Source organism: Pseudomonas sp. MF09156, assembly GCF_059862305.1.
In genome coordinates, this window is sequence record NZ_JCBCUR010000002.1 from 294,374 (window position 1) to 306,898 (window position 12,525).

Below are 12,525 nucleotides of genomic sequence, written 5' to 3' on the forward strand. Positions count from 1 at the left end.
CCGATCTTCGCCAAAAAGCCGCTGACCAGCGGCTTTTTTGTGGGCGCAATTTGGCGGCCAAGGCTGTTCATTGCAGCAAAGACCCGGCAAGCTCGGTCCAACCCCTAATCACGGAATGTTCAGGAGGGTCGGATGGTGCAGTTGTGTTCAATCGAACAAGCGGTCGATGACGTACTGGAGCGCTTGCCTGCGCATATCCACATGGGTATGCCGTTGGGCCTGGGCAAGCCGAATCTGTTTGCCAACGCCTTGTACCGGCGCATTGCCAAGCTGCCCGAGCGGGCGCTGACCATCTACACGGCCCTCAGCCTGGGCCGCCCACCGTTGGGAGATGGCTTGCAGAAGCGTTTCCTGGAGCCGTTTATCGAGCGGGTGTTTGGCGATTATCCCGAGCTGGACTTCCTCGCCGCCCTGCGCAAGGACAGCCTGCCGGCCAATATCCACGTGCAGCAGTTCTTTATGCAGCCCGGCAGCCTGCTGCATAGCGCCTCGGCCCAACAGGACTATGTCAGCAGCAACTACAGCCATGCCGCCCGCGATATCAACGCCGCCGGCCTGAACCTGGTCGCGCAGTTGGTGGCCAGCAGCAGCGAACACCCGGATCGCCTGAGCCTGAGCTGCAACCCCGATATCACCCTCGACCTGTTGCCGATGATCGCCAAGCGCCGTGCGGCCGGGGAGACCATCCTGGTGGTCGGCCAGGTGCATGAAGATTTGCCCTACATGCCCGGTGATGCCGAGCTGGGCATGGATCAGTTCGACTTCCTGATCGACGAAAAAGACCGCACCACGCTGTTCTCCACGCCAAACATGCCCGTGGGTTTGCAGGACCACTTCATCGGTTTGCACGCCAGCACCCTGGTGCGCGACGGCGGTACGTTGCAGATCGGCATCGGTTCGATGGGCGACGCCCTGACCGCTGCGCTGCTGGCGCGCCAGGCCGATAACGAAGGCTACCGGCAGTTGCTCACAGACCTTGATGTGTACCAGTGGGCACCGCTGATCAGCCGTGAGGGCGGGGTCGAGCCGTTTGCCCGGGGCCTTTACGGCTGCAGCGAAATGTTCGTCAACGGCTTGCTGGTGCTGGCCGACGCCGGGATTGTGCGGCGCAGGGTGTACCCGGATGTGGCGACGCAGCAGCAGGCTAACGCTGGCCTGCTGGACGATGCGGCGCAGCCGGATGGCGTTTCGATCCACGGTGGTTTCTTCCTCGGGCCACGCAGTTTTTACCAGCGCTTGCAGGAAATGACTCACGCCAAGCGCCTTGAATTCAACATGACCCGCATCAGCTACATCAACGAGCTGTACGGGCAGGAAGAGCTCAAGCGCTTGCAGCGCCTGGATGCGCGGTTTATCAACAGCGCGATCATGGTCACGTTGCTGGGCGCCGGTGTTGCCGACCAACTGGAAGACGGTCGCGTGCTCAGCGGGGTGGGCGGGCAATACAACTTTGTCGCCCAGGGCCATGCGCTGGAGGGCGCGCGCTCGATCCTGATCCTGCGCAGCTGGCGCGAGTCGGGTGGCGATGTCAGCTCCAATATTGTCTGGGAGTACGGCCACTGCACGATTCCCCGGCACCTGCGCGACATTGTGATCACCGAATACGGCATCGCCGACCTGCGCGGCCAGACCGACGCCAAGGTGATCGAGGCGCTGCTCAATATCACCGACTCGCGATTCCAGGCCGACCTGATCGAGCAGGCGCAAAAAGCCGGCAAGTTGCCCAAGGACTTCCAGCTCGACCCGCGCTTTGCCGACAACACGCTCGAGCGCTTGGAGGCCGTGCAGGCGCGGCATCCAAGGCTGTTCCCGGAGTACCCGCTGGGCAGTGACTTCACCGATGAAGAGCGCGATTTGTTGCGCGCGTTGAACTGGCTCAAGAGCAAATTCAAGCTGACGGAGATTCTGGAACTGGGTAAGGCGGCGCTGGATGCACCGGAGCCTGAGGCGTTTGCCGAGCACCTGCTGCGCATGCGCCTGGAAAAGCCGGAGGGGTTTAAAGAGGATTTGTATCAGCGTCTATTGCTTGCTGGCCTACAGGCCACCGCACGCTGACAGGTAACACAAGGCAAATGTGGGAGCTGGCTTGCCTGCGATGAGGGCCTGACAGTCGACATCTCTGTCGCCTGACACTGCGCTATCGCAGGCAAGCCAGCTCCCACATTTTTAACTGTGCTCGCTCACCTTCAGTCGATGAAGGTCACGACACCGCCAGCCAGGGACTTGACCCGCGCCAGCGACTCAACCCGGTAACCCTGGGCATCCAGCTCGGCACGCCCGCCCTGGAACGACTTCTCGATCACGATCCCCAGGCCTGCCACGGTGGCGCCAGCCTGCTTGATGATCGAAATCAGTGCCTGGGACGCCTTGCCGTTGGCCAGGAAGTCATCGATCACCAGCACGCGGTCGCTGCTGGTCAGGTGGCGCGGGGAAATTGCCACAGTGCTTTCGACTTTCTTGGTGAAGGAATACACCGTCGCCGACAGCAGGTTTTCCGTCAGGGTCAGGGACTGCTGCTTACGGGCGAAGATCACCGGCACGCCCAGGTTCAGGCCGGTCATGATCGCCGGCGCGATGCCAGAGGCTTCGATAGTGACGATCTTGGTGATCCCCGAGTCCTTGAACAGCGCGGCGAATTCGTCGCCGATCAGCTTCATCAGCGCCGGGTCGATCTGATGGTTCAGAAAGGCGTCGACCTTGAGTACCTGGTCGGAAAGCACGATGCCTTCTTCGCGAATTTTCTTGTGCAGTGCTTCCACAAAAGCTTCCTCTGGTGGCGCAAGGGGCGCCGAAAGTAGATTAAAAAGTAGTCGATTCTAGCGCTTTAGCATCGCGCGTATATCCGCCAGGGCGGTGTTGCCGCGTACCGCCTTGACTTCAGTTGGGGTGTCGTCGTTGCCTTCCCAGGCCAGGTCGTCCGGTGGCAGCTCATCGAGGAACCGGCTCGGGGCGCAGTCGATGATCTCGCCGTACTGCTTGCGCTTGGCCGCAAAGGTGAAGGCCAGGGTCTGACGCGCGCGGGTAATACCCACGTAGGCCAGGCGCCGTTCTTCTTCGATGGTGTCGGCTTCGATGCTGGAACGGTGTGGGAGGATTTCCTCTTCCATGCCCATGATGAACACGTAGGGGAATTCCAGGCCCTTGGACGCATGCAAGGTCATCATTTGCACACCTTCGGCGCCATCCTCTTCTTCCTGCTGGCGCTCGAGCATGTCGCGCAGCACTAGCTTGCCGATGGCGTCCTCGACGGTCATTTCGCCGTCTTCGTCTTTTTCCAGGGTGTTCTTCAACGCCTCGATCAGGAACCAGACGTTGCCCATGCGGTAGTCCGCCGCCTTGTCGCTGGAACTGTTGGTGCGCAGCCAGTTTTCATAGTCGATATCCATGACCATGCTGCGCAGGGCGCTGATCGGGTCTTCGCCGGCGCATTGCTCGCGCACCTTGTCCATAAAGCGCTTGAAGCGCGACAGGCGATCGGTGAAGCGCGTATCCAGGTGCTCGCCCAGGCCGATTTCATCGGTGGCGGCGTACATCGAGATCTTGCGTTCGGTGGCGTAGTTACCGAGCTTTTCCAGGGTGGTGGAGCCGATTTCCCGGCGTGGCACGTTGATCACGCGCAGGAAGGCGTTGTCGTCGTCCGGGTTCACGATCAGCCGGAAGTAGGCCATCAGATCCTTTACTTCCTGGCGTCCGAAAAAGCTGTTGCCGCCTGACAATCGATAAGGAATCTGGTGGTGCTGCAACTTCAGCTCGATCAGCTTGGCCTGGTAGTTGCCGCGATACAGGATGGCGAAGTCGCTGTAGGGGCGGTCGGTGCGCAGGTGCAAGGTCAGCAGTTCGACGGCCACGCGCTCGGCTTCGGCGTCTTCGTTGCGGCAGCGGATCACGCGGATCTCGTCGCCGTGGCCCATCTCGCTCCACAGTTGTTTTTCAAACTCGTGGGGGTTGTTGGAGATCAGCACGTTGGCGCAACGCAGGATGCGGCTGGTGGAGCGGTAGTTCTGCTCCAGCATCACCACTTTCAGGGACGGGTAGTCGTCCTTGAGCAGCATCAGGTTTTCCGGGCGCGCTCCGCGCCAGGCGTAGATCGACTGGTCATCGTCGCCGACCACGGTGAACTGGTTGCGCGTGCCGATCAGCAGCTTCACCAGCAGGTATTGGCTGGCGTTGGTGTCCTGGTATTCGTCCACCAGCAGGTAGCGCACCTTGTTCTGCCACTTTTCCAGGATGTCCTTGTGTTCCTGGAACAGTTTCACCGGCAGCAGGATCAGGTCGTCGAAGTCCACCGCGTTGAACGCCTTGAGCGTGCGCTGGTAGTGGGTATAGACAATGGCGGCGGTCTGTTCCTTGGGGTTGCGCGCGTTTTCCAGGGCTTCGGCGGGCAGGATCAGGTCGTTTTTCCACGAGCCGATCATGTTCTTGATCTCGTCTACGCCGTCGTCGCCGGCATATTCCTTCTGCATGATGTCGGTCATCAGGGACTTGACGTCGGTCTCGTCGAAGATCGAGAAGCCCGGCTTGTAGCCCAGCCGCACATGCTCCTTGCGGATGATGTTCAGCCCCAGGTTGTGGAAGGTACACACGGTGAGGCCACGGCCTTCGCCACCCTTGAGCAGGGTGCCGACGCGCTCTTTCATTTCCCGCGCCGCCTTGTTGGTAAAGGTCATGGCGACGATGTACTGGGCACGGATGCCACAGTTCTGGATCAAGTGCGCGATCTTGCGGGTGATCACGCTGGTCTTGCCGGAGCCAGCACCGGCGAGCACCAATAGAGGGCCGCCGACGTAGTTCACGGCTTCTTGCTGCCGGGGATTGAGTCGGGACATACAGGGTTTTGGGAGTCTTTGAGCGAAAAGGGCGGGCATTTTAACAGGCTGGCAAGATTCTGCCGCCTCTGAACGACAGTGTGACGTACCACTCGATCTAAATTTGCCGGTTTTGTTACTTTGCCGCAGGATGTGCGGGGTTTTTGGGTCTATTGTTCGATCTAGAGCCGCACAGCACGTATTTGATAACCAATATCATTGGTCATTATCAGGCTGCACGTCATAATGCCCGCCGCCAACGAAATTTTGCAAAGTCTAGGGAGCTAGCTTGTCTACGCCTGTCGAACCCTTGCGTTTGCTGCTACTGGCCGATGAGCCTGCGTGGGCAGCGTTGTTGCGCGAGTGCCTGACGCCGATGGGCGATGGGGCTGTGCTGATCAGTGCGCCAAACTGGGAGTCGGTGAGCAGCCTGTTCGACGACGACCGCACGGCTGTATTGCTGACCACCCCCAGCCTGCAACCCGGCCCTGGCCGCTGTAGCCTGCCCACCGTGTTGCTGCTGGAGCAGGAACCGCTGGTTGCGCCATTGGGCGCCAGCGACTGGTTGATCCGTGGTGCGTTTGACGTGGATACGCTGCGCCGCTGCCTGCGCCACGTGCGCGAGCGCGGCGTGCTGGAAAATACCCTGCAACGCCTGGCCGAACAGGATCCGCTGACCGGCATCGCCAACCGTCAGGGCTTCCAGACCTTGCTGGCCGCGCGCCTTGCCGAAAACGACGGGCGTGGCCTGGCCCTCGGCCACCTGGACCTGGACAACTTCCGCCACGCCAACGATGCCCTCGGCCACCAGGCGGGCGACCGGCTGATCCTGCAAGTGGTCTCGCGGCTCAAGAGCCAACTGGAAGTCGGCGACCAACTGGCACGCCTGGGCAGTGACGAATTCGCCTTGCTGATCGACACCCGCCGTGCGCCGCAGCGCGCCGAGTGGATGGCCGAGCGCATCACCGAGGCCATGGCGGAACCTTATTGGGTCGATGGCGAGAGCCTGCTGATCGGTTGCAGCCTGGGTGTGGCCCATGCCCGCGCCAAGGCCGGCGCCGACCCGTTGATGTGGCACGCGCATATCGCCATGCAGCAGGCCAAGAGCACCCAGGGCTGCACCTTTCATATCTTCAATGAACGCATCAACCGCAACGCCCGCAGCCTCGCCGACCTGGAAAGCGAACTGCGCCGGGCGCTGCGCCGTGACGAACTGGAACTGCATTATCAGCCGCGTCTGGACCTGGACGATGGGCATATCGTCGGCCTCGAAGCCCTGGTGCGCTGGCGCCATGGTGAGCGCGGGTTGTTGCCGCCTAGCGAGTTCGTGCCGCTGGCCGAGCAGAGTGGCCTGATCGTGCCGTTGGGCTACTGGGTGATTTCCCGGGCCCTGCGCGATATGCAGGACCTGCGCGAACGCGGCCTGCCGCCGCTGCACATGGCGGTCAACCTGTCGTTCCGTCAGTTCCAGGACAGCCAGTTGCTGTCGACCTTGAGCCGCTTGATTGCCGAGCGCGGGGTGGAGGCGCAGTGGCTGGAGTTCGAGCTGACCGAAACCGCCGTGATGCGCCGCAGCGACCTGGTCAAGCAGACCATGGATGCCCTGGGCCGCCTGGGGGTGCGTTTCTCCCTGGATGACTTTGGTACCGGTTTCTCGTCCTTCGTACACCTCAACAGCCTGCCGATTGCCTTGCTCAAGATCGACAAGAGCTTTGTCGGCGGCATGGAAGAACGCGAGGAAAACCGCAAGCTGGTGCATGCCATGATCAACCTGGCCCACAACCTCAACCTGGAAGTGGTGGCCGAAGGCGTGGAAACCCCCGAGCAACTGGCGTTGTTGCGCTTGTTTGGGTGCGACCAGGCCCAGGGTTACCTGATCAGCAAGCCGTTGCCGCTGGCGGAATTGGTGGAATACCTGACGTTTGGCAGCAGCCAGCAGGCGTTGTTGGGTGAAGTGATCTAGGCCGGTGCGGTCAAACCAATCATTGTAGGAGCTGGCTTGCCAGCGATAGCAGTCTGTCGGTCAACGATACTGTGACTGATACATCGCCATCGCTGGCAAGCCAGCTCCTACAGTGAACGCGTACCTTCTTCAGTTTGTCTGGGCAATCATCCGCCTCATCTTTCTTTCAAACGCCCACGTCAGGGTAATCGCCGCGCAGGCCAGCCCCAGCGCCAACCCCCACCACACCCCGGTCGGCCCCCACCCCAGGGTAAACGCCATCAGCCAGGCCGCCGGTGCGCCAATCAACCAGTAACAGCCCAGGCCGACGAGGAAGGTCGTCTTGGCATCCTTCAGCCCGCGGATGCAGCCCATGGCGATAGTCTGCACACCGTCGAACAACTCGAACCACGCCGCCACGGCCAACAGGCTCACCGCCAGGCTGATCACCTGGGCGAAGGCCGGGTCGTCATGGTCGAGGAACAGGCCGATCAGCGGGTCTGAAAACAGCCAGAACACCATGGCAAACCCCAGCATCACCGTCGCGCCGAAGGCGATACCCACACGCCCGGCGAGCCGTGCGCCGAGCAGGTGCCCGCCGCCGTAATGCAAGCCGATGCGCATGGTGACCGCATAGGACATGCCCGCCGGGACCATGAACGCCACCGAGACGATTTGCAGGGCAATCTGGTGGGCCGCCAACTGCGTACTGCCCATGGTGCCCATGCACAGCGCCGCGAAGGCGAACAAGCCGACTTCCACTGCATAGGTGCCGCCAATCGGCAGGCCCAGGCGCCACAGCTCGCGCAAGTAATGCAGGTTGGGCTGCAACAGGCCCTTGCCCAATGGGTAGGCGGCGTAGGCGCGGTTGTATTTGATGTACCACAACAGCGCCAGGGCCATGCAGTTGGCGACAATCGCCGTGACCAGGCTGATGCCCATCAGGCCCAGTTTGGGCAGGCCGAACATGCCTTCGATCAATGCATGGTTGAGCAGGTAGTTGATCACCGTGCCGCACAGGCTGATCACCATCACCGGGGTGGCTTTGCCGATGGCGCTGGTGAAGCCGCGCAGGGCCATGAATGTCAGGTAGCCGGGCAGGGCAAACGGCAGGATCATCAGGAACTGGCCGGCCGACTGCACGTTGGTCTCGGTCTGGCCGAACATCAGCAGCACCGGCTTGAGGTTCCACAGCAGCAGGCCCGCCACCAAGGCCATCAGCCAGGCCAGCCACAGGCCGGCCTGGGTCAGGCGGGTAGCGCCTTCGATATCACCGGCGCCCTGGCGAATGGCGACCAGGGTGCCCACGGCGGCTATCACGCCGATGCAAAAGATCGACACAAACGAATAGCTCGCCGCGCCGAGCCCACCGCCGGCCAGGGCTTCGGGGCTCAGGCGGGCCATCATCAGGGTGTCGGTCAGCACCATCAGCATGTGCGCCAGCTGTGAGGCAATCAACGGCCCTGACAGCCGCAGAATGGCCCAGAGTTCGGTACGCGCCGGATGCTGCATGATCATCACGCTCAATATTTGCACAAAGGGTAGAAGGGTTGATTCTCGGCGCTCTCAGCGCTTTGCACAAAGGGATAAATGCGATCATTGGCATGATTAAAACTCATGCCAGGATGATTCTGGTAGGGTTTGCGGATCGTGCCGTCGGAGTTTTCCTCATGTCTCGTCGCCTTCCTCCGCTGTATGCCTTGCGTGCATTTGAAGCCGCCTCACGGCACAACTCCTTCACCCGTGCCGCCGAAGAACTGTCCATCACCCAAAGTGCAGTCAGCCGGCATATCCGCACCCTGGAGGAGCATTTCGCCTGTCGCCTGTTCCAGCGCAGCGGGCGCACCTTGCAGCTCACCGAATCGGCGCGCTTGCTGCTGCCGGGCGTGCGCGAGGGCTTCGCCGCCCTGGAGCGCGCCTGCCATACCTTGAATGCCGAAGATGACATCCTGCGCATGAAGGCCCCGTCGACCCTGACCATGCGCTGGTTGCTGGCACGCCTGAGTCGGTTCCGGCACTTGCAGCCGGGCAACGAGGTGCAGTTGACCAGTGCGTGGATGAGCATCGATGAGGTGGATTTCAACCAGGAGCCGTTCGACTGCGCGGTCCTACTGAGCGATGGGCACTTTCCCACAGATTGGGAGGCCAGTTACCTGTTCCCCGAACTGCTGATCCCGGTGGGCGCGCCGAACCTGCTCAGCGATGGCCCCTGGGATGTGGAGCGCCTGGCCGGCGCTGAACTGCTGCACCCCACGCCGGACCGGCGTGATTGGCGCCGTTGGTTGCAACGCACCGGCCTGGCCTCTCGTGTCGCCATCAAGGGCGGGCAGGTGTTCGATACGCTGGAGTTGGGCATGATTGCCGCCGCTCGGGGCTATGGCGTGTCCATGGGGGATTTGCTGATGGTTGCCGAAGATGTGGCGCAGGGGCGCTTGAGCCTGCCCTGGCCTACTGCGGTGGCCAGCGGCGAAAGTTACTACCTGGTCTGGCCCAAGACCCGCCCCGGCGGCGAGCGCCTGCGCAGGCTCTCGGACTTCCTGCAAAGTGAGGTCCGGGCCATGACACTGCCGCCAGTCGAGCAGCTCGACTGAATCGATGCAGCGCGCGCAAACAATGCGTTTGAGTGATACCCCTGTAATTTGCTCAAGTATTGATCCAGGCCGCCGAAGTAGGTGTGTCGGAGCCGCCATTAGTTGCGGCTCAGCGTGCCCCCCAATCCAAGAAATTCGCCGATTAGCGCTATGAGATCAGGACGATCCGGGCCTCGGCCAGGAGCTGTCATGTCTCAACCCCGCGCCCGCATCGCTTCGCAGCTGGGCATTGCCTTGGCGGTCATATTGGCTGTCGTGATCAGCGCCAGCACCCTATTTGCCCTGCGCTCCCTGGATTCGGCCAACCTGCAAACCCGCGAAGAACACCTGGCCAGCGAAGCGCGCTTGCTCGCCGACCAACTCAATACCTTCCACAGCACCCTGCGCGAGAGCACCGAGCGTTTGAGCGGGTTGTTTGAGCAGCGTTTCGCCGCCGGGTTGCGCGTGGGTTCCGAGCAGAAAGTGAATGTGGCCGGGGTACAGACCCCGAGCCTGTACCTGGGCGACCAGGTGTTGAACAACAACTTCGACGAGGTTGATGAGTTCAAGCAGATGTCCGGTGGCGTGGCTACGGTGTTCGTGCGCAGTGGCGAAGACTTTGTCCGCATCAGCACCTCCCTGACCAAACAGGACGGCAACCGTGCGATCGGCACCGTGCTGGATCGCCAGGGCCCGGCCTACCAGCGCCTGCTTGCCGGGCAGAGCTACATTGGCCGTGCGGTTCTGTTCGAGCGCTCCTACATGACCCAATACAGCCCGGTGCGCGATGCCAGCGGCCAGGTGATTGCGGTGTTGTTTATCGGTTTTGACTACACCGATGCGCAGAACGCCCAGTTCGCCAACCTCAAGCGTTTTCGCATTGGCCAGACCGGCTCGCTGGCGTTGCTGGACGAGCAAAAGCACTGGCTGGTGCCGCCCGCTGGTGTGCAAGCCCCGGAGCAGGCGGTTGTGCCGATTCTGGAGCTGGCGCAAAAGCCCGGCCAGGGGCGTTTCTGGAGTGACCAGGGCGAGGACTTCTACAGCGTTGCGGTGCCGTTTGACGGCGGCCCGTGGTCGGTGGTGGCGAGCATGCCCAAGGCCGAGATCCGGGCGGTGACCTGGGCCGTGGGTATCCGCCTGGTAATCGGCAGCGTGCTGGCGATGCTGTTGGCCGTGGGCGCGGCGGTCTGGCTGCTGCGCAGCAAACTCCAGCCCCTGGGTGACCTGGTGCGCCAGGCCGAAGCCCTGGGCGCCGGTGATTTGAGTGCGCGGCTGAATGTGTCCAGCCATGACGAGATCGGTCAACTGGCGCGCAGTTTCAACCAGATGGGTGAAGCCCTGTCGACCATGGTCTCCCACATCCGCGAGGCGGCCGAAGAGGTCAACAGCCGCGCCCAGGCGCTGTCGGGCCTGTCGGGCGGGGCCTATGAGGGCATGGAGCAGCAGTCCGGCGAGATCACCAGCATGGCCGGCGCGGTGGAAGAGTTCAGCGCCACCTCGTTGAACATTGCCGACAACATGGGCAATACCGAGCGCCTGGCCCAGGAAAATGCCCAGCAGACCCGCATCGGTCGCAACTCGATGCAGGAGGCGTCGTCGTCCCTGGAACATATCGCCACGGCACTCAACAGCACGGCCACGGTGATCAATACCCTGGGCCAACGCTCCCAGGAAATCGGCGGCATCGTCGGTGTGATCACCTCGATTGCCGATCAGACCAACCTGCTGGCGCTCAACGCCGCCATCGAGGCGGCGCGGGCCGGGGAGCAGGGGCGTGGGTTTGCCGTGGTCGCCGATGAAGTGCGCAACCTAGCCTCACGCACCCGCCAGGCCACCGATGAAATTTCCGGAATGATCCAGAGCATCCAGCAGGAAACCGGCAACGCCATCAGCACCATGGAACAGGGCAATGTGCTGATGCAGGAAGGCCTGTCGCGCAACGCCGACGTCGCATCAGCCCTGGCGCGCATCGACGAACAAAGCCGTTCGGCGGGGCAGCAGTTCGCCGCGATTACCACCGCGACCCAGGAGCAAAGCAGCACCGCGACTTTGCTCAGCAGCAACCTGCAGAGCATTGCCCTGGCCAACAGTGAGCAGCGGGAAGTGGTGTCGAACCTTGCGATCACTGCCCGGGAGCTGGAGACGTTGGCGGCGGGGTTGCGGCAGGAGGTGGATCGGTTTCGACAAGGCTGATCAATCCCCGAGCCCCGGGTCCACCCGTTTGCCGATGTCCTTGAGTCGCGCCAGTTGATCAACCATCCCTGGTGCTTCGTCGAGACTGCTGACGAAGGTCCACAGGTACGTCATCACCGCATAGACATGACCGGCCTTGACCGCTGGCGACAAGGCCAGTTGGCTGATCGCTACGATGAACAGTAGCGCTGCCAGCGTGCCGAGAAACAGGTAGGCAGCGGCTTCGCGGTCCGACAGCCAGATACGCAGGCGTGACAGCAACTGGTAATGGCGTCGCAACGTCTGGGCGCCCACCTTTTCCACCAGGCCAATTTCTTTCTCCAGGCGGTTATTCAACCGTTCGTGCAACTGCTCGTTACGGCGGGCAAATCGCGGTAGCAGGATGATGCAAAGCAGCAATGCCGCAAAGCAGGCCAGGCCCACCCAAGGTTCAATCACCAGCAGCATCGCAGCTGCGCCAACGATGGAGACCAAGGCCGTTGCGATCACGGGCACATGTTTTTCGAAAAAATCGACAAAGTCCCGCGCCAGCACCACCCGTGCGGCTGCCTTGGACGTGCTGTGGTTCTGCAGACGCTGATTGAGAATCACAGGTACGGCAAGATCGGCGTAGATCCGCGTGAAAGTGCGGGTATCCAACGCCCGGCGTGCGGCGCCGACCACCCAGAACGCCATCACCACGGCCGCATAGAACAGCGCACTGCCGGCATCGCCGCGCAGGATCGAGTCCACGGCGAAACCGGCAAACAGGGGATAGGCCAGCAGCAACGCGTTCTCCAGCGCAACCAACGACAGCGTGCAGAACAGCTTGCCGGGATAAGCCTTGGCGATTGCCTTGAGGGTTTGGCTGGCCGATTGCTGGCCGAGTTTCTTGCTTTCTTCGATCAGGATGTGTGGCGTTGTGGATGGCATGGGTGCACCAAAGGAGTAATAGGCGCTACTATTGAGCGACTGCTCAAGTATCTTTGAGCGATCGCTCAAAAAGCAAGCGCCGCTTATCTGGTGGCGCCCGTAA

8 protein-coding genes are annotated in these 12,525 nt (G+C 61.9%); 4 read left to right on the plus strand and 4 right to left on the minus strand.

The genetic code is table 11. The features are described 5' to 3' along the window. Window positions 1-132 precede the first annotated feature (132 nt). Window positions 133-2,055, plus strand: coding sequence for an acetyl-CoA hydrolase/transferase C-terminal domain-containing protein (locus AC19YY_RS07120; protein WP_500604001.1), 1,923 nt, complete (start codon window positions 133-135; stop codon window positions 2,053-2,055). Window positions 2,056-2,186: 131 nt separating this feature from the next. Here the strand turns inward: AC19YY_RS07120 and AC19YY_RS07125 are convergent, their stop codons facing one another. Both AC19YY_RS07125 and rep read right to left on the minus strand, forming a co-directional pair. Then, window positions 2,187-2,759 carry a xanthine phosphoribosyltransferase gene (locus AC19YY_RS07125; RefSeq protein WP_029289761.1) on the minus strand — a complete coding sequence of 191 codons (573 nt, stop codon included), beginning with the start codon at window positions 2,757-2,759 and terminating at the stop codon, window positions 2,187-2,189. A 57-nt stretch (window positions 2,760-2,816) separates the two neighbouring features. After that, window positions 2,817-4,826: a DNA helicase Rep gene (gene rep, locus AC19YY_RS07130; RefSeq protein ID WP_169955398.1), complete on the minus strand. Its 2,010-nt coding sequence runs from the start codon at window positions 4,824-4,826 to the stop codon at window positions 2,817-2,819. A 268-nt stretch (window positions 4,827-5,094) separates the two neighbouring features. On the opposite strand from rep, the gene AC19YY_RS07135 reads away from it, so the two are divergent. Then, window positions 5,095-6,768, plus strand: coding sequence for a putative bifunctional diguanylate cyclase/phosphodiesterase (locus AC19YY_RS07135; protein WP_170042074.1), 1,674 nt, complete (start codon window positions 5,095-5,097; stop codon window positions 6,766-6,768). Window positions 6,769-6,897: 129 nt separating this feature from the next. Here AC19YY_RS07135 and AC19YY_RS07140 read toward each other — a convergent pair whose 3' ends face one another. Continuing rightward, the gene (locus AC19YY_RS07140; protein ID WP_500604002.1) at window positions 6,898-8,265 is read right to left on the minus strand and encodes a NorM family multidrug efflux MATE transporter; all 1,368 of its coding nucleotides are present in this window, start codon (window positions 8,263-8,265) and stop codon (window positions 6,898-6,900) included. Window positions 8,266-8,417: 152 nt separating this feature from the next. Here AC19YY_RS07140 and AC19YY_RS07145 point away from each other — a divergent pair, with 152 nt between their 5' ends. Beyond that, window positions 8,418-9,338 carry a LysR substrate-binding domain-containing protein gene (locus AC19YY_RS07145; protein WP_169955395.1) on the plus strand — a complete coding sequence of 307 codons (921 nt, stop codon included), beginning with the start codon at window positions 8,418-8,420 and terminating at the stop codon, window positions 9,336-9,338. Window positions 9,339-9,527: 189 nt separating this feature from the next. Then, window positions 9,528-11,510: a methyl-accepting chemotaxis protein gene (locus AC19YY_RS07150; protein WP_500604003.1), complete on the plus strand. Its 1,983-nt coding sequence runs from the start codon at window positions 9,528-9,530 to the stop codon at window positions 11,508-11,510. Here the strand turns inward: AC19YY_RS07150 and AC19YY_RS07155 are convergent, their stop codons facing one another. Beyond that, entirely contained in the window at window positions 11,511-12,422 is a 912-nt protein-coding gene (locus AC19YY_RS07155) for an ABC transporter six-transmembrane domain-containing protein (protein WP_500604004.1), read from the minus strand. Window positions 12,423-12,525 lie beyond the last annotated feature (103 nt).